The 22,068-nt window shown below is 70.4% G+C and carries 24 protein-coding genes; 11 read left to right on the forward strand and 13 right to left on the reverse strand.

Annotated elements, in window-relative coordinates; translation table 11 throughout:
• Positions 1-196 precede the first annotated feature (196 nt).
• From ACFFCA_RS04135 to ACFFCA_RS04185, 11 genes are all read right to left on the reverse strand, one after another.
• The gene (locus ACFFCA_RS04135; RefSeq protein ID WP_375482094.1) at positions 197-580 is read right to left on the reverse strand and encodes a PPOX class F420-dependent oxidoreductase; all 384 of its coding nucleotides are present in this window, start codon (positions 578-580) and stop codon (positions 197-199) included.
• A 7-nt stretch (positions 581-587) separates the two neighbouring features.
• A complete protein-coding gene (locus tag ACFFCA_RS04140) occupies positions 588-1,151 on the reverse strand; it encodes a hypothetical protein (RefSeq protein ID WP_375482096.1) in 564 nt (187 codons plus the stop codon).
• 130 nt (positions 1,152-1,281) lie between these two features.
• The gene (locus ACFFCA_RS04145) at positions 1,282-3,039 is read right to left on the reverse strand and encodes a choice-of-anchor G family protein (protein WP_375482098.1); all 1,758 of its coding nucleotides are present in this window, start codon (positions 3,037-3,039) and stop codon (positions 1,282-1,284) included.
• Positions 3,040-3,170: 131 nt separating this feature from the next.
• Positions 3,171-4,886, reverse strand: coding sequence for an FAD-dependent oxidoreductase (locus ACFFCA_RS04150; protein ID WP_375482100.1), 1,716 nt, complete (start codon positions 4,884-4,886; stop codon positions 3,171-3,173).
• A gap of 60 nt (positions 4,887-4,946) precedes the next feature.
• A complete protein-coding gene (locus ACFFCA_RS04155; RefSeq protein WP_375482102.1) occupies positions 4,947-5,363 on the reverse strand; it encodes an ankyrin repeat domain-containing protein in 417 nt (138 codons plus the stop codon).
• Positions 5,364-5,451: 88 nt separating this feature from the next.
• Entirely contained in the window at positions 5,452-6,231 is a 780-nt protein-coding gene (gene pstB / locus ACFFCA_RS04160) for a phosphate ABC transporter ATP-binding protein PstB (RefSeq protein WP_375482104.1), read from the reverse strand.
• A gap of 13 nt (positions 6,232-6,244) precedes the next feature.
• Positions 6,245-7,213 carry a phosphate ABC transporter permease PstA gene (gene pstA, locus ACFFCA_RS04165; protein ID WP_375482106.1) on the reverse strand — a complete coding sequence of 323 codons (969 nt, stop codon included), beginning with the start codon at positions 7,211-7,213 and terminating at the stop codon, positions 6,245-6,247.
• A gap of 70 nt (positions 7,214-7,283) precedes the next feature.
• Complete coding sequence (gene pstC, locus ACFFCA_RS04170) at positions 7,284-8,243, reverse strand: phosphate ABC transporter permease subunit PstC (RefSeq protein WP_375482281.1); 960 nt, start codon at positions 8,241-8,243, stop codon at positions 7,284-7,286.
• Positions 8,244-8,548: 305 nt separating this feature from the next.
• Positions 8,549-9,688 (reverse strand): phosphate ABC transporter substrate-binding protein PstS, encoded by a 1,140-nt coding sequence (gene pstS, locus ACFFCA_RS04175; protein WP_375482108.1) that lies wholly within the window; start codon positions 9,686-9,688, stop codon positions 8,549-8,551.
• 158 nt (positions 9,689-9,846) lie between these two features.
• The gene (gene mshD / locus ACFFCA_RS04180) at positions 9,847-10,755 is read right to left on the reverse strand and encodes a mycothiol synthase (RefSeq protein ID WP_375482110.1); all 909 of its coding nucleotides are present in this window, start codon (positions 10,753-10,755) and stop codon (positions 9,847-9,849) included.
• Positions 10,756-10,778: 23 nt separating this feature from the next.
• Positions 10,779-11,549 (reverse strand): DNA-binding response regulator, encoded by a 771-nt coding sequence (locus ACFFCA_RS04185; RefSeq protein WP_375482112.1) that lies wholly within the window; start codon positions 11,547-11,549, stop codon positions 10,779-10,781.
• Between the two features lie 187 nt (positions 11,550-11,736).
• Here ACFFCA_RS04185 and ACFFCA_RS04190 point away from each other — a divergent pair, with 187 nt between their 5' ends.
• The 6 genes from ACFFCA_RS04190 (at position 11,737) to ACFFCA_RS04215 (ending at position 16,389) form a co-directional block, all read left to right on the forward strand.
• Complete coding sequence (locus ACFFCA_RS04190; RefSeq protein ID WP_375482114.1) at positions 11,737-12,561, forward strand: alpha/beta hydrolase; 825 nt, start codon at positions 11,737-11,739, stop codon at positions 12,559-12,561.
• Entirely contained in the window at positions 12,554-13,435 is an 882-nt protein-coding gene (locus tag ACFFCA_RS04195; RefSeq protein ID WP_375482116.1) for a hypothetical protein, read from the forward strand. The genes ACFFCA_RS04190 and ACFFCA_RS04195 overlap by 8 nt, the downstream gene beginning before the upstream one ends.
• A 39-nt stretch (positions 13,436-13,474) precedes the next feature.
• Positions 13,475-14,224, forward strand: coding sequence for a DUF2993 domain-containing protein (locus ACFFCA_RS04200; protein WP_375482117.1), 750 nt, complete (start codon positions 13,475-13,477; stop codon positions 14,222-14,224).
• 302 nt (positions 14,225-14,526) lie between these two features.
• Entirely contained in the window at positions 14,527-15,360 is an 834-nt protein-coding gene (locus ACFFCA_RS04205) for a sulfurtransferase (protein ID WP_375482119.1), read from the forward strand.
• A complete protein-coding gene (locus ACFFCA_RS04210) occupies positions 15,360-15,659 on the forward strand; it encodes a DUF1416 domain-containing protein (protein ID WP_375482121.1) in 300 nt (99 codons plus the stop codon). The genes ACFFCA_RS04205 and ACFFCA_RS04210 overlap by 1 nt, the downstream gene beginning before the upstream one ends.
• A gap of 172 nt (positions 15,660-15,831) precedes the next feature.
• Positions 15,832-16,389 carry an FABP family protein gene (locus ACFFCA_RS04215; RefSeq protein WP_375482123.1) on the forward strand — a complete coding sequence of 186 codons (558 nt, stop codon included), beginning with the start codon at positions 15,832-15,834 and terminating at the stop codon, positions 16,387-16,389.
• Positions 16,390-16,401: 12 nt separating this feature from the next.
• On the opposite strand, the gene ACFFCA_RS04220 is transcribed toward ACFFCA_RS04215, so the two are convergent.
• A complete protein-coding gene (locus ACFFCA_RS04220; protein ID WP_375482125.1) occupies positions 16,402-17,154 on the reverse strand; it encodes a TetR/AcrR family transcriptional regulator in 753 nt (250 codons plus the stop codon).
• A 52-nt stretch (positions 17,155-17,206) separates the two neighbouring features.
• Between ACFFCA_RS04220 and ACFFCA_RS04225 the strand changes: the two genes are divergently transcribed.
• Positions 17,207-18,115 (forward strand): diiron oxygenase, encoded by a 909-nt coding sequence (locus ACFFCA_RS04225; RefSeq protein WP_375482127.1) that lies wholly within the window; start codon positions 17,207-17,209, stop codon positions 18,113-18,115.
• Positions 18,116-18,429: 314 nt separating this feature from the next.
• On the opposite strand, the gene ACFFCA_RS04230 is transcribed toward ACFFCA_RS04225, so the two are convergent.
• Positions 18,430-19,299 (reverse strand): aminotransferase class IV, encoded by an 870-nt coding sequence (locus tag ACFFCA_RS04230; RefSeq protein ID WP_375482128.1) that lies wholly within the window; start codon positions 19,297-19,299, stop codon positions 18,430-18,432.
• Positions 19,300-19,344: 45 nt separating this feature from the next.
• Between ACFFCA_RS04230 and ACFFCA_RS04235 the strand changes: the two genes are divergently transcribed.
• From ACFFCA_RS04235 to ACFFCA_RS04250, 4 genes are all read left to right on the forward strand, one after another.
• The gene (locus tag ACFFCA_RS04235) at positions 19,345-19,818 is read left to right on the forward strand and encodes a Fur family transcriptional regulator (protein WP_375482130.1); all 474 of its coding nucleotides are present in this window, start codon (positions 19,345-19,347) and stop codon (positions 19,816-19,818) included.
• Between the two features lie 8 nt (positions 19,819-19,826).
• Complete coding sequence (locus ACFFCA_RS04240) at positions 19,827-20,852, forward strand: YgfZ/GcvT domain-containing protein (RefSeq protein WP_375482132.1); 1,026 nt, start codon at positions 19,827-19,829, stop codon at positions 20,850-20,852.
• A gap of 84 nt (positions 20,853-20,936) precedes the next feature.
• Complete coding sequence (locus ACFFCA_RS04245) at positions 20,937-21,368, forward strand: helix-turn-helix domain-containing protein (RefSeq protein ID WP_375482134.1); 432 nt, start codon at positions 20,937-20,939, stop codon at positions 21,366-21,368.
• 52 nt (positions 21,369-21,420) lie between these two features.
• Positions 21,421-22,002, forward strand: a complete 582-nt coding sequence (locus tag ACFFCA_RS04250) for a hypothetical protein (protein WP_375482136.1) — start codon at positions 21,421-21,423, stop codon at positions 22,000-22,002.
• Positions 22,003-22,068: the final 66 nt, after the last annotated feature.

Raw genomic sequence — 22,068 nt, forward strand, 5'->3', positions numbered from 1 at the left:
TGCGGCCGGGCGCGTGGAGGGCGGGCCGGCGTTGCGTCGGCGCTCGACGGGGTGGAGCTGAGCGACGACTTCCGTATCAATCGCACCAACCGTCACACAGGTCACGCACGTTCACAAGGCTCGGGGCCAAAAAGTTGCGTCGGTCATCGGCGTGTCGCCGCGAATTACACCGGTGTAATGCTAATGCGCCGAGGTGTCAGGCCAGGAGGGACGGTGAGCCCAACATGCGGTGCACGGTGATCTCGAGCGCCACCCTGGCCGGGTTCTCCCGCGGCTGGCGGTAGCGCCCCGCGTACTTCGCCACCGCCGCGGCCACCGCTGCGGGCTCGGATGTGACCACGGCCGTGCCCTCGAGCGTGAGCCAGAGCCGTCCCTCGACCTGACACAGCGCGACCCGTCCACCGTCGCCCACGTTGCGGGCCTTGCGGCTCGACCCGCTGCAGATGACGCGGGCCAGCGTCCCGTCCCAGGTGAAACCGACCGGCGTCACGTGCGGGCTGCCGTCGGGTCGCAGCGTGGTCAGCGTGGCCAGATGGCGTTCGGTGACGAAGGTGCGCCCGGCGTCGGACAGGGTCCGCACGCGGTCGTCAGATCAGCTGACGGTCGTCGTGGGGCAGCACCGGAGGGGTCTCGTCGACGTCCTCGCCGCCACCGTCGCCACGGCACCAGGGGCACCAGGGCTGCAACCGGCGGTGCGTCGACTGCGCGAGGATCAGGTAGATCATCGACAGCTGCATGACGACCCAGAACACCCGCCCGGGCGTGCTGGTGGCGAAGTTCGACCCGATGAGCACCGCGAGGTAGGGGAGCAGGAACCGCGGCTCCGAGCCGGTGTGGGCCGTCCAGAAGCGGCGTTGGTAGCGGGTCGCCTCCTGCGCGGCGTTGAGCGGCATGGCCTTCATGCAGGCCTCGCACAGTCGGCGGTCGTGGGCACGCATCAGCAGGAAGCTGGCGATGACGAAGCCGAACAGCGCGATCGGGACGGTGAGGCCGAGCAGGCCGGGCAGTGGCCGCAGCCCGAGGACGATCGCGGCGCCGATCGAGACGATCAGCAGCTCGCTGGCGTGGTGCCCGAGGCTTGCCGCCAGTCGTGACGTCCACGGCCCGTCGTGCCAGCCGGCTCCGTCCGCGGCGCGCGCCGAACTACCCATCGTCGAACTCCCCCCACCGTGCTGCGTGGAACGCCCCCCGGCTTGCAGCACCCAACAGCTTACCCAGGATTAACGACATCGGCCCGCTGTCCGATACGGACAGCGGGCCGACGCGTGGTTCAGGGCCTGATCAGTGGCCGAACCGTCCGCGCACACGGTAGGCGGTCACGCCACCCCCGGCCAGCACCAGGCCGACCAGGACGAGCACGATCGGCAGCGCCGGTGACCCGCCGCCGTGGTGCCCCGCCGCACCGGCCGGCACGCCGGTCGGGATGGCGGTGTTCGGGGCGGTGGTCGTGCCTGTCGTCGGGCTGGTAGCGGAAGGCGCGCTGTTCGCGACCGCAGACAACGCCAGATTCAGCTGCAAGACCGCGGAACTTGTCGGTGCCGCCTGGACCGGACGAGCCGCCGCCGGAGCAGCCTCACGCACAGAAGTCAGCCGCACCGTGGAGAAGGAATGCGGGCTGGCGGATCCGCTCGGCTTCGACGACGGTTTTGCAGCGCGCGCCTTGGCCTGTGGTATCACACCAGTTGGTACACCCGGAATGTTCGGCAACCCTGGGAGACCAGACGTGGGCAGTCCGGGAATGGTCGGCAGCGAACCGCCATTCGGAATCAGCTTCAATACCAACGCCGCTTCAGTGAAGACGCCATCTGTTTCGTCTTGGGCGTTGGCCGTCAGGTCCAAGAGATTGTTCGTGATTGCATCGAGGGCCGGCTGGAAGGATGAGTCGAAGGTCGAGCCAATCTGGCTGGCGTTGGTGGACAGCGCGGACCCCGCGTCAGTGAACAGCGTGGTCAATGCGGACGATGACGGGAGCGCAACACCACCGACCTTGATCACGACGTTCTTGAAAGACTTCGTGATCGTCGTGAACGCACCAGAGATCACTTCGCCCAATGCAGCCGGGAGCTTGGACAAAGCATCGGCCAGGTAGGACACGAGCGACGTGTTGGGGCACAGATTGTCGAGGTCCAACCCGGCAGCCTCCAGAATCTTGGCGAGGTCGATCTTGAGCGAGCCGTCGGTCAGGCTGGCGGTAATGCCACCATCGGCCAGCGACACTGTGAAGTCTTTCTGCAGGTCCCCGGCTGTTGGCAGACCCGTAACGGTCACGGCTCCACCAGTGGAACCGACGGCGTTTGAGAAGGCCGTACTCAGAGTGCCCAGCGTCCCGGTCAGCGCCGTACCGAGAGCGCTGAGCAGCGGGCTTGTCGCGGACAGCGTGAGGTTGGCGAATTGGTACGACCCAGCTTGATCACTGTTGCTAACTCGGGAGTAGGTGCCTCCGGTGCACCCAACCGACGGGTCGGCCAGCTTCTTGCCGAACGCGGCCTGCCGGGCTTGCGACGACACAGCGCCGATCTTCAGTTTGAGGCCCCCCAGGGTGTCCGTCAGCGTTGACGCGCCCGGCAGATTCGCGAGGTCGATGGTTGCGAAGTCATCGTTGCCGGAACCGGCGACGTTGATATCACCGTTGCTACCAATCAACCCCGATGAGGCCGTCGCGCTGCCGTTGCTGCTGGCCGATGCGTACTGACCTACGGTGCCGAATGTGATGCCGCCAGGGAACGGCACGCTGATGTTCTTGGTCGGCCCCGCGAGCGCCATGCCCAGCACGCTGCCCTTGAGATCATTCGCGTTAGGGCCAGGGTTGCCCGGGTACGCAGCGTTCTCGCCTTCTAGTGCAGCAACCGAGTCGAAGCTCTGGCCCGCGGCCGTGCCGGTAAGGAACCGCCCTTCGGACTGACTGACCGGCTTGGCGGCGGCGTTCGCGCCGGTCGAGCCGACGATCGCGGCCGCGGCGACGCCGAGCGTCACACCGGCGGCGGTGAGGCGGACGAGCCGGCGCCGTGGGCGGACGGGGACGGGTGAAGAGGTGGTCATCGATGACCTTTCAGTCGTGGTCCGCGACGAGTACCGACACGTCGTCGCACATATACCTTGTTGCGCACACTAGATCCTGGCTCACACCGTGGCTACTCGAAGCGCCCCATGCCACAAGGGGTGGAACAGGGTCAGGCGGTCCGGGTGCTCGGCATGCCGAGCGGGGTCGGGCCGAAGCGCAACGCCGCGGGTGCGTGCTCGGGGACGGCCGGGTGAGCCGGCTCGACCGGTGCGATGCGCTCGTAGGCCGCGCCGAGCGGAGGCCGCTCGTCGACCTCGCCCTTGTTGGGCCACATCGACGCGGCGCGCTCGGCCTGCGCGGTGATCGACAACGACGGGTTGACGCCGAGGTTGGCCGACAGCGTCGAGCCGTCGATGACGTGCAGGCCCGGGTGACCGTAGAGGCGGTGGTAAGGGTCGATGACACCGGTCTCGGCCGAGTCGCCGATCGGGCACCCGCCGATGAAGTGCGCCGTCATCGGGATGTTCATCAGGTCGCCCCAGGTGCCTCCGGCCACGCCGTCGACGTTCTCGGCGAGCTGCTCGGCGGCCTGGTTCGCGACCGGGATCCACGTCGGGTTGGGTTCGCCCGCGCCCTGGGTCGACGTCAGCCGGCCTTTCCCGAACCGGGTTTTGCGGCGCAGGACCGTGATGCTGTTGTCCAGCGACTGCATGACCAGCAGGATGATGACCCGCTCCGACCACTTGCGCGGCACGAGCAGGCGCGCGTTGCCCGGCTTCTTCAACAGCAGCATGACGAACTGCAGCCACCTGCTGCGGCGGGTGCCGCCCCGCGTCAGCATGGTGTTCAACATGCCCATGGCGTTGCTGCCCTTGCCGTAGCGGCACGGCTCGATGTGGGTGTTCTCGTCCGGATGCCAGGACGACGTGATCGCGACACCCTCGGTGTAGTCGCGCTTGGGCTTGCTGACCCGCACGCCGAGGATGGCCTCGGAGTTGGTGCGGGTGAGGTGCCCCAGCCGCGGGGAGATGTTCGGCAGGCTCGAGTTCTGCAGCTGGTGCAGCAGCTTCTGGGTGTTGTACGTGCCCGCCGAGAACACCACCTGGTCCGCCGTGAGGGTGCGCGACTTCGGGAACCAGGCGCCGGTGGGGACGGTGACGACGTCGTAGGTGCCGTCGCGTCGGGGCTTGACGTCCTTGACGGTGGTGAGCGGCAGGATCTCGGCGCCGTTCTTCTCGGCCAGGTACAGGTAGTTGGCGGTCAGCGTGTTCTTGGCGCCGTGGCGGCAACCCGTCATGCATTCGCCGCACTGGATGCAGCCGGTGCGCTCGGGCCCGGCACCGCCGAAGAAGGGGTCCGGCACGGTCTTGCCCGGCTCCGGGGTGTCGTCGCGGCCGAAGAACACCCCGACGGGCGTGGGGTGGAAGGTGTCGCCCTTGCCGAACTGCTCGGCAAGGCGCTTCATCTCGAGGTCGCTCGGCGTCGTCGTGGGGTTGGTGACCACGCCGAGCATCCTCTTGGCCTGCGCGTAGTGCGGGGCCAATTCGTCGCGCCAGTCGGTGATGTGCGCCCACTGCGTGTCGTCGTAGAACGGCTGCAGCGGCTCGTACAGGGTGTTCGCGTAGTTCAGCGACCCGCCGCCGACGCCGGCGCCGGCCATGATGAGGCAGTCCTTCAGCACGTGGATGCGTTGCAGGCCGGTCATCCCCAGCTTGGGCGCCCAGATGTAGTCGCGCAGGTGCCAGGAGTTCTTGGGCAGGGTGTCGTCGGTGAAGCGGCGACCGGCCTCGACGATCCCGACGCGGTAGCCCTTCTCCACGAGGCGCAGCGCGGTGACGCTGCCCCCGAACCCGGATCCGATCACCAGGACGTCGTAGTCCGACACTGCTGCCTCCGTTATTGAGCACTGATCAATAACTGAGTTTACGGGTGACAGCCGGTCAGATCAATCGTCTGACGGCCCGGGAACGGCCGAATCGTCGAGCAGCAGGTCGACGAGGTCCCCCCGGCCGAACATCCGGGCCGTGTCGAGCGGGGTGGGTGAGCCGGTCGTCCGGTCGGCGCCGTGCTCGAGCAGCGCGCGCACGACGGCCACCTCACCCTTGAACACCGCACCCGCCAGGGGCGTCTGCCCGCGGTCGTTGGGCCGGTCGACGTCGGCCCCGCGCGTCGCGAGGGCACGGACGACGTCGGCACGCCCGTGGTACGCGCCGAGCATCATGAGGGTGTTCCCGGCGGGGTCGGTCAGGTCGACGGGCACGCCCGCGTCGACGTAGCCGGCCAGTTCGTCGGCACGCCCGTCGCGGGCCAGGTCGAGCAGGCGGTGCGCGAGCTCGACCGCGTCGGGATCAGGGTCACTCACGCGTCCATCCTGCCGTGCCCGTCCGACGGCGATCTTCCTGCACTGGCAGCGGCAGGGCGCACCAGGCGCAGGAAGATCCGCCCGAGGCTCAGCCGAAGCGGCCGGAGATGTAGTCCTCGGTGCGGCGGTCGGACGGGTTGCTGAAGATCTTGTCGGTGTCGTCCATCTCGACGAGCTGCCCGGGCTTGCCGACGGCGGCGAGGTTGAAGAACGCCGTGCGCTCGGCGACGCGGGCCGCCTGCTGCATGTTGTGGGTGACGATGACGATCGTGTAGCTCTTCTTGAGCTCCTGGATGAGGTCCTCGATGGCGAGCGTCGAGATCGGGTCCAGGGCCGAGCACGGCTCGTCCATGAGCAGCACCTGCGGCTCGACGGCGATCGCGCGGGCGATGCACAGCCGCTGCTGCTGCCCGCCCGACAGGCCGGCGCCCGGCTTGTCGAGACGGTCTTTGACCTCTTCCCACAAGTTCGCGCCGCGCAGCGACTTCTCGACGATCGAGTCGGTCTCCGACTTCTTCATCCGCTTGCTGTTGAGCTTCATGCCGGCCACGACGTTGTCGTAGATCGACATGGTCGGGAACGGGTTCGGCCGCTGGAAGACCATGCCGATCGTGCGGCGGACGTCGACCGGGTCGACGTTCGAGGCGTAGATGTCGTCGCCGTCGAGCATGACCTTGCCCTGCACGCGGGCACCGGCGATGACCTCGTGCATGCGGTTGAGCGTCCGCAGCACGGTGGACTTGCCGCAGCCCGACGGGCCGATGAAGGCGGTGACGCTGCGCGGGGCGACGGTGAGGGTCACGTCGCTGACCGCGAGGAACTTGCCGTAGTAGATGTCGAGGTCTTTGGTCTCGATGCGCTTGGCCATCGTGGGTGCTCCGTCAGTTCGCGATCTTGTTGCGACGGCCGATGAGCCGCGCGATGAGGTTGAGGGCCATGACGATGATGATCAGCGTCAGGGCGGCGCCCCAGAGCCGGTCCGGGGCGTAGTTCGCGGTCGATCCGGCCACGAGCTGGCCGGTGACCGGGTCGAGGTGCTTGGTTGCGGTGGCCCCGGACGGGTTCAGGTTGATCGACTGCACGTTGATGAACAACGGCAGCGCGGCCTGGTTCCCGCTGAACGGGTTGAGGTTGGTGTAGCCCGAGTAGCCGACGAGGATCAGCAGCGGCGCGGTCTCACCGGCGACGCGGGCGATGCCGAGCACGATCCCAGTGACCAGCCCGGTGAACGCCGTCGGGATGACGACCTTGACGATCGTGCGCCACTTCGGGATGCCCAGCGCGTACGACGCCTCGCGCAGCTCGTTGGGCACCAGCCGCAGCATCTCCTCGGTGGTGCGCACGATGACCGGGATCATCAGGATGACCAGCGCCAGGGACACCAGCCACGCGGCTCGGGTGCCGTGCAGGGTGGTGATGAACAGGGCGTAGATGAACAGCGCGGCCACGATGGACGGGATGCCGGTGAGGATGTCGACCATGAAGGTCGTGATGCGGGCGAACGGGCCCTTGCCGTACTCGACGAGGTAGATGCCGACGAGCAGCGCGATCGGCACCGAGATGATCGTGCACAGCGCGACCTGCTCGGCGGTGCCGATGATGGCCGCGGAGACGCCGCCGCCCTTGGTCTTGTAGTCGATGCCGGTCTGGTCGGAACTGAACCACCCGGTCTGGACAATGGCGTGGTAGCCCTTGCCGATGACCGTGTAGAGCAGCCAGATCAGCGGGACGAGCGCGATGCCGAAGGCGAGCCAGACCAGGCCGGTGGCCGCGTTGTTCTTGATCCGGCGCGAGCCGCGGCCCTTGGCGAAGGCGAGGTCGCTGCCCGGCGACGCGGTCGCCGTGCTCATGAGCGAGCCTCGCGAGCGCATGAGCTGGGGGCGTGGCCTTCGGCGCCCGGAGCGAAGCGGAGGGCGGTGCTCATGAGAAGTCCTTCTTCCGGTTCACGATCGCCCGTGCTGCCGAGTTGACGACGAACGTCAGCACGAACAGCACCAGACCGGCGGCGATGTAGGCGCCCGTCGACTGCGGGTTGTTGAACTCCGACGAGCCGTTGGCGATCTTGGAGGCGAAGGTCTCGCCGCCGCCGAAGATCGAGAAGCTGAACGTGCTCGAGGTGCCCACGATCAGGTAGACAGCGATGGTCTCGCCGAGCGCCCGGCCGAGGCCGAGCATCGCGCCGCTGACGACACCGGCGCGCCCGTAGGGGATGACCGACATGCGGATCATCTCCCACTTGGTGGCGCCCAGGGCCAGGGCGGCCTCGACGTTGGCGCGCGGGGTGCGCTCGAAGACGTCACGGCTGATGGCGGTGATGATCGGCAGGATCATGACGGCCAGGACGACGCTGCCGTCGAAGATCGTGCGCGTCGAGGTCTTGTTGTCGAACAGGCCGATGGGGATGTGGGACAGGAAGCTCTGCACCGGCGAGAGCTTGGGCGCCAGGACGAGCAGGCCCCAGATGCCGTAGACGATCGACGGGATCGCGGCCAGCAGGTCCAGGACGTAGGCCACCGGCTTGCGGATCGCCTGCGGTGCGTACTGGGTGATGAACAACGCGACGCCGATCGCCACCGGTACGGCGATGATCATCGCGATCAGCGAGATGACCACCGTGACCCAGAGCAGGGCCGCGATACCGAAGCGCAGGTTGCCCGGCGTGGGCGACCAGGCCGTCGAGGTCAGGAAGTTGACCTTGTCGTCCCGGATCGACGGGAACGACTTGATGATGAGGAAGGCGGCCACGAGGACGACGAGCAGGATGACGAAGCCCGCGGCACCCGTGCTCATGCCGGCGAAGATGCGGTCGCCGATGCGGCGCTTGCCGCCGGTGTCGCCGGCCCCGAACACCGGCGGGGCGTCGTCGAGGCCACCCGTCATGGCCAGGGGGTCGGACGAGCTGATGGTGGTCTCGCCGACGGCCGGGTCGTGACGCAGCGTGGCGGATTCACCCTCGGCGGCCCCGCCCGCGGCGTGCCGCTCCGTGTGCAGGCGCGGCTCGATGGACTCACCGCCCACGCGGGGCGGGGGCAACGGTACGTCCGGCGACGGCTGGGCCCGGTCGGTCATGGTCTCTCGCTCTGGCATGAGGCGGGTTCCCCGTGAACGTAGTGGATGGTCGAACGTGTTGCGCCCTGCTGGCCGCCCCAGGACGGGCGACCAGCAGGGCGTGTCGAGAGCAGTGATCAGGAGATCTTGGCGATCGAGGCGTTCACCTTGGTCTGCAGGGCACTCGGCAGTGGTGCGTAGCCGAGGCCGGTGAGCAGCGACTGGCCACCGTTGGCGGTGTAGGTCAGGAAATTCTTGACGAACGTCCCGGTGGCCGGGGTCTTGTACTTGCTGCACACGATCTCGTACGTGACCAGGACGATCGGGTAGGCACCCGGGGTCTTGGTCGCGTAGTCGAGCTTGAGGGTCAGGTCGTCACCGGTGCCGGTGACCTGGGCCGCCCCCGCAGCCGCGCTGGCCGTCTGCTTGTTCACCGCGACCGCGCCGCCGCCGTTGTTGATCTTGGCGGTGCTCAGCGTGGTGGCGACGAAGGAGTACTCGTCGTAGCCGATGGCGCCCTCGGTGGTGGAGATCGCCTGCGCCACGCCCTGGGACTTCGCGGCGCCGGTGCCCTTGAACACGGTGGCGGCGTTGTCCTTGGCCGGGGTGGCCGTGAAGTCGCTCGGCGCCGCGGCGGCGAGGTACTTCTCGAAGTTCTGCGTGGTACCCGAGGCGTCCGAGCGGAACACGACGCTGATCTTGGTCGACGGCAGGTTCGCGCCCGAGTTCAGCGACTTGATGGCTGCGTCGTTCCAGGTGGTGATCTTGCCGGTGAAGATCTTGGCCAACACGCTCGGCGTCAGGGTCAGGCTGGTGACGCCCTTGAGCTTGTAGGCCACGGCGATCGGGCCGACGACCATGGGCAGGTCGAGCGCGGTGCTGCCGCACGCCTTGGCGGCCGCGGCGACCTCGCCCTTGGTCGGGTCGAGGGCCGAGTCCGAGCCGGCGAAGTTGACCTGGCCGGCGTTGAACTGGCTGACGCCCGCGCCCGAGCCGGTCGGGTTGTAGTTGATCTTGGCGCTGGTGCACTTCTTGGTGTACGCGTTGACCCACGCCGTCATGGCGTTGGTCTGGGCGGTCGAGCCCTCGCCGTTCAGCGTGCCGGACGAGCAGGCGGTGGTACCGCCGCTGCCGGCCGATCCGCTGCCGGAGGCGGACGATCCGCCGGCGGCCGTCGAGCCGGACTTGCCGCTGCCGCCGCCGGACGAGCCGCAGGCGGCGAGGGCGACGGTGGACGCGAGGATGCCCGCGGCCACGGCAGCTCGGGTGAGCTTCACGATTGGTTCTCCTTCGTCGGTTGACCTTCGAACCGGACGGTAGGAGCGACACGTGGCGCGATGGGGTGGCGTAGGTGAACGAAAGATGAATGCCGCGACCAGCTGAGGTGACTCTGACAAATCGGACACGTGGCGGTGAGATGAACGACGGCGTGCCCTCAGCCGCGCCGCCACTGCACGTCGAGGTCGTAGGTTACGAAGCCGTCCTTGGCGTACAGGTGCAGCGCCGCGTCGTTGTCCCCGTCGACGTAGAGCAGCACGGCCGGGCAGCCCCGCCCCGCCAGGAGCCGCAGACCGCGCACGAGCAGCCCGCGGCCGAGGCCGAGGCCCTGGGCCTGCGGCGAGACACCCAGCACGTACACCTCGCCCAGCGGGCCGTCGGGCTGGGCGCCGTCGGGCTGGGCGCCGTCGGGCTGGGCGCCGTCGGGCTGGGCGCCGTCGGACGGAGCGGTGTCGTGGACCTTCGTCCAGTGGAAGCCGAGCAGCTCGCCGTCCCGCTCGGCCAGCAGGAACCCGGCCGGGTCGAACCAGGGCTCGGCCATCCGGGCCTCGAGGTCACGCTCGTCCCATCCCCCCTGCTCCGGATGGTGGGCGAAGGCGGCCGCGTTGAGCGCCAGCCAGGCCGCGTCGTCCTGGCCGGCGACGAACGCGCGGACCGTGATGTCGTCGGCCAGCGGCGGGTCGGCCGGCACGGGGTGGTCGGCGTCGAGCGGCCGGCGCAACTGGTGCAGTTCGCGCTCGCGGACGAACCTGGCCTGCTCGAGCGACCCGACGACCCGGCTGCGGCGCCCGTGCGACCACACCAGCAGCGGGCCGTCGCCGGCCGCGGCGAGCAGCCCGGGCACCGCGTCGGCGCGCGCCGCGATCTCCAGCGACTCGCCGTCCAGCTGGGCGTAGCCCACCACGGCGGCGCCGTCACGGGCGAGCAGGTGCGTGACGTTGCCGCGGTCGAGCTGGGCCAGGGCCTGGTCCGACAGCGGTGGCGCGCCGTCCTCCGCCTCGATCGAGGCGGCAAGGGCCAGGACGGTCTGCCGGTCGGGCTGCTGGCGGGAGATCGACGGCGTCATCGTCCCGACGCTAGTGGCTGGGCTCAGGCGTGGAACTGCCGCTCGAGCGACGCGGTCTCGCCGTCGTCGGTGGCGGTGTCGTCGGAGTCCGTCGAGTCGCTGGTGAGCGGGCGACGGCCGCCGGCCTCGGACGGGCGGACGAACTTGTAGCCGACGTTGCGGACGGTGCCGATCATGCCCTCGTGCTCGACGCCCAGCTTGGCCCGCAACCGGCGGACGTGGACGTCGACGGTCCGGGTGCCGCCGAAGTAGTCGTAGCCCCACACCTCCTGCACCAGGTGCGAGCGGGTGAACACCCGGCCCGGGTGCTGGGCCAGGAACTTCAGCAGCTCGAACTCCTTGTACGTCAGGTCCAGCGAGCTGCCCGACAGGCGGGCCGAGTACGTCACCTCGTCGATGGTCAGCTCGCCGATCTCGAGGCGGCCGTCGACGTCGTCGGAGTCCGCGGCGCGCTTCTCGACGGCCAGCCGGAGGCGTGCGTCGAGCTCCGCCGGGCCTGCGGTGTCCAGGACGAAGTCGTCGACGGCCCACTCGCCGGAGATGGCGATGAGCCCGCCCTCGGTGAGGACGGCCACGACGGGCACCGCGGTGCCCATCGCGGTGAGCAGCCGGATGAACGACCGCGCGCCCATGAGGTCGCGACGGGCGTCGACCAGCACGGCGTCGCCGAGGCTCCGGTCGACGAGCGCGCCGGCGTCCTGGGGCAGCACCGTGACGTGGTGGGGCAGGAGTCCGAGGGCGGGAAGCACCTCGGCCGTGGGCTGGACTGCACCGGTGAGCAGGATGAGTTCCACTCGGGCCTCCGGATCACTGAGATCGTGGGGGTCGGACGTGGTCGGGCGCTGTTTGCCATCTCGGGCGGTCCAGCGCCGTTCCCGGCGGGCTCCGTTGCCCTCAAGCGCTTACAGAGTAGCGGAGCGCGGCGGCCCGCCGAGCCAAGGGTGCCCATCGCAGCCGCGATGCGACGGCCACAATGGCTCCGTGCCCCTGCCCGTCCCCCGTCGTCGCGCCGCAGCGACGACCGACGACCGGTACGAGCCGGTCGTCCTGCGCACCGACGACGGGCTGCGCCTCGCCGCCCTGCACTGGCCCGGCGGGTCACGGGAACTCGGGTGCGTCGTCGCGCACGGCTTCACCGGGTCCTCGCGCAACGTCGACGTCCAGCGGATCTGCGCCGGGCTGGTGGCCGCGGGCGCGGCGGTGCTCGCGCCCGACCTGCGCGGGCACGGGCGTTCCGGCGGCGCCACGACCGCCGGGGCCGAGGAGGTGCACGACATCGCGGCCGCCGTGCGCTGGCTACGGGCGTGCGGGTACCGCCGCGTCGTGGTGCTGGGCTGGTCGATGGGCGGCACGTCGGTGCTGCGGTACGCGGGCCTCGGCGGGGATGCGGACGCCGTCGTCAGCGTCAGCGCGCCCGGCACCTGGTGGGAGCGCGGCACGCGGCCGATGCGCATCGTCCACTGGATCTTCGAGAGCCGTACCGGCCGGGTGCTGGTGCGGGCCGCCCGGCGCACGCGGGTGGCTCCCGACGCGTGGGCCACCCTGCCCGAGGCGCCGGCCGAGGTCGCAGGCGCCATCGAGCCCCGTCCGCTGCTGATCGTCCACGGTGAGGACGACCACTACTTCCCGCTGTCGCACGTCGAGCAGCTGGCCGCGGCCGCGCCATCGGCCGACGTCTGGGTCGAACCGGGCATGGGCCACGCGGAACTCGCGACCACCGACGACCTGCTCGAGCGGATCGCCGACTGGGTGCTCGCGGCGATGCGCCGCGAGCCGGCCGTCTGCGACGATGAGCGCCGTGACTGACCTGCACGCGGAGACGCCGGCGGCCTCCGCACCGGGTGGCCGGGCACGCGGCGCGGCGCAGGTCGACGCTTCGCTTCTCGCGTCCCTGGTCACGGTGCTGGTGGCGGCCGGGGGGCTGGCCGCCGCGTCGCGCCTCAGCGCCGTCGCCCTGCTCGTCGCCGCCGGCGTCGTCCAGGCCGGTTTCGCGCTGTCGTGGGTGCTGGCGACCGGCATGCCGGGCCGCAAGGGCGCAATCGTGCTCGCCGCCCTCGGCGCCGCCGGTGCCGACGTCGTCGTGTCGGTGTGGCCGCACGGCCGGCTCGGCACGCTGCTCGCCGTCCTCGGGCTGGCCGTCCCTGCGATGTTCGTCCACCAGCTGGCCCGGGGCGCCGCCCGTACCCGGCTGGTCGAGTCGCTGTCCTTCGTCGCGCTGCTCGTGGTCTGCGTGGTGGCGCTGCCCGCCCTGCTGCAGCTGCGCCACGAGTTCGCGACCCCACGTCTCGGCGGGATCGTGGTCACGGCGGTGGTGGGGGCCGTCGGCGGCGCGCTGGTCGTCGGCTACCTCGTCGACCTCGTGTTCCCCGCACCGCGCTTCGACGCCGAGGTACCGCGGGGGATGCTGGCCCTGCTCGCCGCCACCGTGGTCGGCGGCGCCGTCGGTTATCTCGCGCTGAAGTCGCACGCCGAGTTCGCCGACGGGCGGGCCGTGTTCGTCGGCGCGGCACTCGGCGCCGTGGCGGCCTTCCTCGCGGTCGGCGCGGCCTTCGTGCTGCACAGCGTCCCGGCGGCCACGACGCGGTCCGCATCGGTGACCCGGCCGGTGTGTGCTGCGCTGCTGCCCCTGTGTCTGCTCGCGCCGGGAGCGTTCCTGCTCTGTCTGGCCGTCCGCACCTGACGTGGCGAACTGCGCTGTTGATCATCGGACAGGGCCGCCGTGCTGATCGCGCTGGCCGTGCTCGCGCTGTTGCTGCTCGTCGGCGTCGGGGCGGTGTTCGCCGACCGCAGCCTCTCGGCGCTGGCCGAGCGGCGGGCCTCGGAGGTGCTGTCGCAGCCGTTCGCGAACCCGGCCACCGTGCGGGTGATCGGGCGCCCGTTCGTGACCCAGGCCCTGCGCGGCCGGTACCGCGAGGTGCACGTCGCCGGGGGCGGCCTGAGCATCGGCGAGATGACGGGGGCGACCCTCGACGCCCGGCTGCACACCGTCTACCTGCCGGCGCGCGACCTGCTGCGCCACCGGGTCGGGGAGATCACCTGCGACCGCGTCGCGGGCCACGTCGTGCTGCCGTTCGGCGAACTCGCCCGGGTCGCGCCCATCCCGGGGCTCGAGCTCACGCTGGTCGGCGAGCGGCTGATGGCCTCGGCCGCACTGCCCATCCCGGGTTTCAGCCAGCTCGCCCGGGTCAACGGCCAGGCCGTCTGGACGGTGGGCAACGGCGGGGCGCTCTGGCTGCGCGTTCGCGGCATCTCGGTGGCCGGCATCTCGGTGCCGGGCATCGTCCTCAACCAGCTGCTGCCGGCGCTGGACGTCCCCGTCACGCTGCCGGAGCTGCCGTGGGGTCTGCGCATCGACGACCTCCGGCCCACCGCCGAGGGGCTGGTGGTCACCGGTTCGGCCGACGCGCCGGTCTTCCGCAGCTTCCCGGGCGGTCGCCCGCGCCAGGTCGACGAGCTCTGGTCCCAGTGAATGGGACGCCCGTCCCGTGCGGTGGGCGTCCCGGGTGGCTCTCGCCGCCGTCGGCCCGCTAGTCTGGGGCCCATGTGCAGCCCGCTCGTCCTGAGCCTGCCGGTGAGCCTGCTGCTCACCTCGCGCCGCACGGTGGACCTGTGCCGGCAGCGCAGCTGCCTGTGTCGCCACGCCTGAGCGGACTTTCCCGGCCCCCGGCCGCGTTCCACCCGACACGTCCGCACGTCCGGTGGCTGCGACGCGCCAGCGTCCCGGCCCCCGCCCTCTTCACCTCACCGCACGTCCATCCGAAGGGATCCACCATGAGCCGCAGTGACGCGCTCGTCTCGGCCGACTGGGCCGAGCAGAACCTGAACACCCCGGGGGTGGTCTTCGTCGAGGTCGACGAGGACACCACGGCCTACGACGGCGGCCACCTCGCCGGCGCGGTCAAGCTCGACTGGAAGACCGAGTTGCAGGACCAGGTCCGCCGCGACTTCGTCGACAAGGAGCAGTTCGAGAAGCTGCTGTCGGCCAAGGGCATCGGCAACGACGACACCGTCGTGCTCTACGGCGGCAACAACAACTGGTTCGCCGCCTACGCCTACTGGTACTTCAAGCTCTACGGCCACCAGGACGTCAAGCTGCTCGACGGCGGTCGCAAGAAGTGGGAGCTCGACGGTCGCCAGCTGTCGCAGGACACCGTCTCGCGTGACGCCACGGCCTACACCGCCAAGGACCAGGACACCGCCATCCGCGCCTTCCGCGACGAGACCGTCGCCGCGATCGGCAAGAAGAACCTCGTCGACGTGCGCTCGCCCGACGAGTTCAGCGGCAAGCTGCTTGCCCCGGCCCACCTGCCGCAGGAGCAGAGCCAGCGCGGCGGTCACATCCCCACCGCCCTGAACGTGCCCTGGAGCAAGACGGCCAACGAGGACGGCACCTTCAAGTCCGACGACGAGATCCGCAAGATCTACGCCGACGAGGGCCTCGACGAGGGCCGCGACACCATCGCCTACTGCCGCATCGGTGAGCGCTCCAGCCACACCTGGTTCGCGCTGCACGAGCTGCTCGGCTTCGACAACGTCAAGAACTACGACGGTTCGTGGACCGAGTACGGCTCGCTGGTCGGCGTCCCGATCGAGAAGACCGCCTGATGTGCGGGGCCCCGGCGCAGACGCCGACCATCCCCGCAGGCATCGACATCACGAAGGAGACCGTGATCTACGGCGTGGTCTCCCAGGGCGACGCGCCCGTGCCCGGCGCGTACGTCCGCCTGCTCGACGCCACCGACGAGTTCACCGCCGAGGTCGTGACGTCCGCGACCGGTGACTTCCGGTTCTTCGCCGCACCGGGCAGCTGGACGTTGTCCGTGCTGCACCGCGACGGCAAGGTCCGCCGGGCGGTCGCCGCGACCGAGCCCGGCCTGGTCGAGGTACCGCTGACGCTGTCCTGAACGTCCCGCGTGAATGCCCCCTCCTGCCGCGTCCTACCGGCCGGAGGGGGCATTCATCGCTTAAGGTCGGCAGCGTGGAGACCGCCTACTTCGCCGTCCTCGTCCTCGCCTTCCTGGCCATTGTCGCCGGGTGCGGGTGGGTGCTGGTCACGCTGATCGGGCAGCGCTGACCGTGCCCGACGGTCCCGACGGCACCGACGGCGCCGACGCGGTGGCGGTCGCCGACACCGACGACCTGCGTACCGGTGTCCCGGTCCACGACGCGTTGCTCGCCGTGCTGCCGCTGGTCGGCACCTGGCGTGGCACCGGCACCGGCGCCGTCCCAGACGAAGACCGCGAGTTCCGCTACGCCCAGCGCGTCGAGTTCGTGCACGACGGCCGGCCGTTCCTCGCCTACTCGTCGCGGTCCTGGCTGGTCGACGACGCCGGCGGCCTGATCCGGCTGGCCTGGCGCGAGAGCGGTTTCTGGCGACTGGGCACGGGCCCGGACGACGTCGAGGTCGTGCTGGCGTCCAACACCGGCCAGACCCTCGTGCTCACCGGGGCGGCCGGCGACCAGGAGTGGCAGCTCGAATCCACGTCCGTGGTGGGGACGCCGACGTCGGTGCCCGTCGACGGCGAGCGCCGCTTCTACGCGGTGCGCGGGAACGACCTGCTGTACGCGACCGAGCTGGCCCCGGGTGGCCACGCGTTCGTGCCGCACCTCAACGCCCGCCTGTCCCGCACCTGACCGACGCAGGAGTCAGGGGGCCAGGCGCGGGAGCGGCTGGTCCAGGTCCAGGTCGAGCCCGAGCTCGCGCGCACTGCGGTCCAGGATGACCCAGACCCGGTCGGTCAGCTCCGCGGTCAGTACCGCGCGCGGCGGCTCCCCGGTCTCCAGCCACCACGCCGCGGTGGCGTCGACCAGCCCGACCAGCCCGACGATGATCCGCTCGGCGGGGCTCGTGTCTGCACCCAGAACAGCCAGATAGCGCCGGATGAGGCCGGTCAGCTCGGCGGCGAACGCGGCCTTCGCGTCGACCGCGTCCGACGACCCGCTCAGCCGGACCGCGTAGGCGTGCTGGGCCAGGAAGCGGTAGAGGTTCGGATGGGCCTCGATCCAGCTCAGGTGCTCGTCGATCGAGGCGCTGACGATGGCCCGCACCGAACCGCGCCCGGCCAGCGCGACCCGGATTCGCTCGCCGATCTGCGCGCCGATGTGCGAGGAGACGGCCAGGTCCAGGGCCTGCTTGTCGTCGAAGTGCCGGTAGACGTGCGTGCGTGGCAGCCCCGCGAGCTCGGCGATCTGGGCGGTGAGCGCATCGGGCCCGTACCGCTCGATCGCGGTCACGGCGGCGGTCACGATGGTGTGACGCCGTGCGCGGCGGTGCTCGTCCCAGCGTGTCGACCGACCGTCGACGGCCGGTGTCGTCCCAGCATCCGCCGGGGTTTGCGTCCCCACCGGCGCAGCGTAGGCGAGGTACGGCGGGTCAGTTTTAGTGCGACACCTTGTCATCGACAAAAGTAAGGGGTACACCTAGTCACACACACAGCGTCAGGAGCAGGCCATGACCGCAGTGCAACAGCCCGTCACCCCGATCGACGGGGTGCGCAAGACCGCGACCCGGTTGCTCGGCTCGTCCTCGCGCAACTCCTACAGCCCCGAGCTCGACATCGACTGGGACGCACCCGTCGACGCCGACAAGCGCTTCATGCCCTTCGAGCGCGTCTCGCTGTACGGCACCGAGTTGTGGGACGGGCTCACTGACGCCCAGCGCATCGAGCTGTCACGGCACGAGCTGGCGAGCGTGGCCTCGACCGGGCTGTGGTTCGAGATCATCCTCATCGAGATGCTCGCCCGCTGGGCCTACGACCAGGACCCGCAGGACTCGCGCACCCAGTACGCGCTCACCGAGATCGGCGACGAGACGCGGCACGTGCTCATGTTCGCCAAGGCCATCCAGACCCTCGGCGCCCCGACCTACCGCCCGGCGCGGTGGATCCGGCGGGTCGCGAAGCTCTATAAGGCGACCGCGAACGGGACGGCGCTGTTCGCGCCCGTCCTGGTCGCCGAGGAGATCACCGACCGGCTGCAACGCGAGACGATGAACGACGAAGACGTCAACCCGCTCGTGCGGATGGTCAATCGCATCCACGTGGTCGAGGAGGCGCGACACGTGCGCTTCGCGCGCGAGGAGGTGCAGCGGCAGATGGCCACGATGGGCATGCCCGCCAAGGTCTTCAACAATCTCGTCGCCGCGGCGGTGGCCGGCGGTGTGACCGCGTCGCTGATCAGTCCGCAGGTCTACCGCGCGGTGGGCATCAACCCCAAGGCCGGCCTCAAGGCCGCGCGCAACAACCCGCACTACGCCGACACCCGGCGCTGGATGGGGGAGAAGATCATGGCCTTTCTCGAGGAGCAGGGCATGGTCACCTGGTACTCGAAGCCGATCTACCGGCTGGTCAGCCTCGTCTGACGGATCCGGGTCGGACCCGGACCCAACGGGCCCGGACGTAAAACAACCCCCGAGTCACTTCCTCGCCATCCGTGGTGGATGACGAGGGTCGGCTGGACGGGCTGACGACTCGGGGGCCGGGTAGCTACCAGGGAATTGCTCACCGCCGCGTTCACGGCAGGGGCTGTGATTCCCAGAGCCCGCACTGTCCGGTGCCCTGCGGCGGTTAGCTGGAAGCCACCTCACGTGTCCTGAAAGTATTCAACTTCGGACCACCCCCTCTCTCGTGTACGACCACGGTACGACGCGATCGAGCGGGTCGGCAACGAGGTTTGTCAGAAGCCGGAGAGCCGGCGGATCTCGGCGTCGATGTCGGGCCGACGCTCGCGGGACTTGCCGTCCAGTTCGACCACGTCGACGGGCCCGCGCACGCTGCTGATCACCCAGACGACGTCGGCTGCGTGCAGCTCGTCGACGGTCGCCGTCGTCTCGCGCACCTGCCATCCCGCGGCGCCCGCGTGTTCGAACATGAGCTGCTGGGTGGTTCCGGGCAGGATCCCGGTGTCGCCGGTGGGCGTGGTGTGCAGCGTGCGGCCGTGCGACCAGACCACCGTCCCGGTGGGCGCCTCCAGAACGATGCCGTCGGCGCTGACGAAGATCACGTCGTCGGCGCCGAGCCGCTCGGCCTCGCGCTGCGCGGCCATGTTGATCGCGTACGACAGCGTCTTGACGCCGCCGAGCAGCCACGGGCTCTGCGCGAACGCGTCGGAGCCCAGGCCGCGCGTGAGGGTGATGACCTTCAACCCGTTCTGGCGCAGGGCAACGGTCTCGGCGGTCACGGGGACGATCCACGCCAGCCCGGTGGGCTCACCGGTGCTCGCCGGGCCGCGGCTGAGCAGCAGCTTCATCGCCGCCTCGCCGCCACCGGTACGGGTCCACTCGGCGACCGCTACAGCGACGAGGTCGCGCCACGCCTCGGCGTCGAAGCCGATGTCCAGCGCCGCGGCCGAGCGCGTCATCCGGGCGAGGTGCGCGTCGAGCTTGGCCACCGTCGCGCGTCCGTCGGCGTCCATGACGATCCGGCAGCCCTCGAAGCAGCCGTCGCCTCGGGTGAGACCGGCGTCGTCCGCGCGCGCCACCGGCGACGCCGGGTCGACGAGCCCAGCACCCAGGACGGCCAGGACGGCGGAGCTCGGATCGGGCACGCGCACAGGCTACCGACGCGGGCTCCGGCTTCTACGATGGTCGGCATGGACGGGCACGGGCACGCGCACGGGCACGCTTCCGCGGGGCAGGACGAGTTGGCGGCCCGCCTGCGCGAGCGCGGGTTGCGCAACACGCCCCAGCGCGGCCAGGTGCTCGCGGCCGTCCGCGAGCTCGGCCACGCCACGCCGGAGCAGATCAGCGAGTCCGTTCCCGGTGTCGACGTCACGACCGTCTACCGCAACCTCGAGGTGCTCGAGGATCTCGGCTTCGTCAAGCACGCCCACCTCGGCCACGGCGCCGCGAGCTACCGGCCGGCCGAGGACGATCACGTGCACGTCGTCTGCCACCAGTGCGGCGCGGTCGTGGACGCGCCGCCCGACCTCGTCGACGCGCTGGCGACCCGCCTGCACACCGAGCGCGGGTTCGTCCTGGACCGCTCGCACTTCACGGTCTTCGGTTCGTGCGCTGACTGCGTGGCGGCGGCCGACGGGGAACAAACCCCGCCCGTAGGACGATGAAACCGGTGATGACCTCGAACCTGGAACGCGCAGTCCTCGGCACCGGCCGCGACGCCGGTGTGCCCTGGCACTACGGCGACCCGCTCGCCGAGCAACGGCGTGCCGTCCGCGGCGCGGGCGTGGTGCAGCGCGACCGCGACGTCGTCACCGTCTCCGGGGTGGACCGGTTGGGCTGGCTGCACTCCATCACCTCGCAGCACTTCGCGGCGCTGGCCGACGGCGACGCCGTCGAGTCGCTGGTGCTGTCGCCGCACGGGCACGTCGAGCAGCACTGGCAGGCCACCGAGCTCGGCGGCACCGTGTGGATCGACACCGAGGCCGGCGAGGGCCCCGAGGTTATCGGCTACCTGCAGAAAATGATCTTCATGAAGCGGGTCGAACCGCTGGACGTGTCCGCCGACTGGGGCGTGGTCTCGGTCGTCGGCCCGCAGACCGCGACGGTCCTCGCTGCCGCCGGTTACCCCGTCCCCGACCGTCCGGGCCGGGCCGTGTCGCTGCCCGCCGGCGGTTTCGTGCGCCGGATGAGCTGGCCCACCGACGACGCCGCCGACCTGCTCGTCCCGGCCGGGCAGGTCACCGACACGGTGGCCGCCCTGGCCGGCGCGGGGGCGGAGCCCATCGGACTGTGGGCCTTCGAGGCGTTGCGGGTCGAGGCCCGCCGCCCGCGCCTGAAGTACGAGACCGATCACCGGACCATCCCGCACGAGGTCGGGTGGATCAACCGCGCCGTGCACCTCGACAAGGGCTGCTACCGGGGCCAGGAGACCGTCGCCCGCGTGCACAACCTCGGCCGCCCGCCGCGCCGACTGGTGCTGGTGCACCTGGCCGGCGAGTCCGACGAGCTGCCGGAGCCGGGCACGCCGGTCGAGTCCGCCGGCCGGACCGTCGGATTCATCGGCACGGCGCTGCACCACCACGAGCTCGGGCCGGTGGCGCTCGCCGTCGTGAAGCGCTCGCTCGCCACCGACGCGCCGCTCGAGGTCGACGGCTCGCCCGTCGCCGTCGACGACGACCCGGTGACCGTCGGGCTCTGACCGCCGGAACACGCCGCGACGGCGTGACGCACATCGCTAGCTGAGCGCTTGCAACAGCTAGCACTCGTCCGCGAAACTGGACGGGTGATCGCCGAGAAGCCCAAGGAACAGGCCAAGCGCAGCAGCGCGGCCATCGGCGAGTTCATCCGCGACCAGCGCCAGCAGGCGCAGGTGTCGTTGCGGCAGCTCGCCCGGCTGGCCGGGGTGTCCAATCCCTACCTGTCGCAGATCGAGCGCGGCATGCGCAAGCCGAGCGCCGAGATCCTGCAACAGATCGCCAAGGGGCTACGGATCTCGGCCGAGCAGCTGTACGTGCACGCGGGCTTCCTCGAGTTCCGCGAGGGCAACCAGGAGATCGTCGGCGCCATCCTGGCCGACACCGAGATCAACGAGCGGCAGAAGCAGGTACTGCTCGACATCTACGACTCCTTCCGCCGCGAGAACGAACAACTGCAGGCCGAGGCCGGCCACGCGGCAGCAACGGCCACGGCCCGCGACGAAGCACCCACCGAGTAGTTCCCCGGGCCCCGACCGGGGCCGAAGTCTCGACCCTCACGAGGAGTGAGTCATGTCCATCGCCAGTGACATCCGTACGTACGCCGACAGCGCCGTCGCGCAGGGCAAGCAGTCGCTCGCCAGCGCCCAGGCCCAGCTGGGCGGGGTGGCCGGCACCGCCAACGACTACGCGTCATCCTTCGCCGACAAGGCGGGCGACACGGTCAACGACCTGCGCGCCACCGCCGAGAAGACGATCAACCTCGACGCGATCCGGACCGCGGTCGAGCCCTACCTGACCCAGGTCAAGGAGTACGGCGCGTCGGTGACCGACCGCGCCGAGCTCGTGCTCACCAACCTGCGCAGCGACAAGCGGGTGGCCCGCGTGCTCGACTCCGCGACGGCCGTGACGGACGTCGTCGTCGAGCAGGTCAACGACCGCATCGTCAAGCCCGTCCAGTCCGTGACGGGCATCGGCGTCAAGCAGGCCGCGCCGGCCCGCAAGCCGGCTCCGAAGCCGGCTGCCAAGCAGGCCGGCACCCGCCCGGCCGCGCGCAAGACCGCGTCGCCGACGACGGCCCGTAAGACGACGGCCCGTAAGACGAGCTCGACCTCCGCCGCGACCACGACGGCCAAGCGCACCCCGAAGGCCTGATCAACCCCGACACCGCTCGACGGCCCCGTCGCCCTCCGCCCGAGGGTGCCGGGGCCGTCCTGCGTC

The organism is uncultured Jatrophihabitans sp. (genome assembly GCF_964252635.1).
Taxonomy (GTDB): Bacteria; Actinomycetota; Actinomycetes; order Mycobacteriales; family Jatrophihabitantaceae; genus Jatrophihabitans.

Coding starts and splice junctions, on each gene's coding strand:
- ACFFCA_RS04140 (WP_375482096.1), bottom strand. CDS start 1,151: ATGGGTAGTTCGGCGCGCGCCGCGGACGGAGCCGGCTGGCACGACGGG.
- ACFFCA_RS04145 (WP_375482098.1), bottom strand. CDS start 3,039: ATGACCACCTCTTCACCCGTCCCCGTCCGCCCACGGCGCCGGCTCGTC.
- pstB (WP_375482104.1), bottom strand. CDS start 6,231: ATGGCCAAGCGCATCGAGACCAAAGACCTCGACATCTACTACGGCAAG.
- pstA (WP_375482106.1), bottom strand. CDS start 7,213: ATGAGCACGGCGACCGCGTCGCCGGGCAGCGACCTCGCCTTCGCCAAG.
- pstC (WP_375482281.1), bottom strand. CDS start 8,243: ATGACGGGTGGCCTCGACGACGCCCCGCCGGTGTTCGGGGCCGGCGAC.
- mshD (WP_375482110.1), bottom strand. CDS start 10,755: ATGACGCCGTCGATCTCCCGCCAGCAGCCCGACCGGCAGACCGTCCTG.
- ACFFCA_RS04205 (WP_375482119.1), top strand. CDS start 14,527: ATGAGCCGCAGTGACGCGCTCGTCTCGGCCGACTGGGCCGAGCAGAAC.
- ACFFCA_RS04210 (WP_375482121.1), top strand. CDS start 15,360: ATGTGCGGGGCCCCGGCGCAGACGCCGACCATCCCCGCAGGCATCGAC.
- ACFFCA_RS04220 (WP_375482125.1), bottom strand. CDS start 17,154: ATGACAAGGTGTCGCACTAAAACTGACCCGCCGTACCTCGCCTACGCT.
- ACFFCA_RS04225 (WP_375482127.1), top strand. CDS start 17,207: ATGACCGCAGTGCAACAGCCCGTCACCCCGATCGACGGGGTGCGCAAG.
- ACFFCA_RS04235 (WP_375482130.1), top strand. CDS start 19,345: ATGGACGGGCACGGGCACGCGCACGGGCACGCTTCCGCGGGGCAGGAC.
- ACFFCA_RS04240 (WP_375482132.1), top strand. CDS start 19,827: ATGACCTCGAACCTGGAACGCGCAGTCCTCGGCACCGGCCGCGACGCC.
- ACFFCA_RS04250 (WP_375482136.1), top strand. CDS start 21,421: ATGTCCATCGCCAGTGACATCCGTACGTACGCCGACAGCGCCGTCGCG.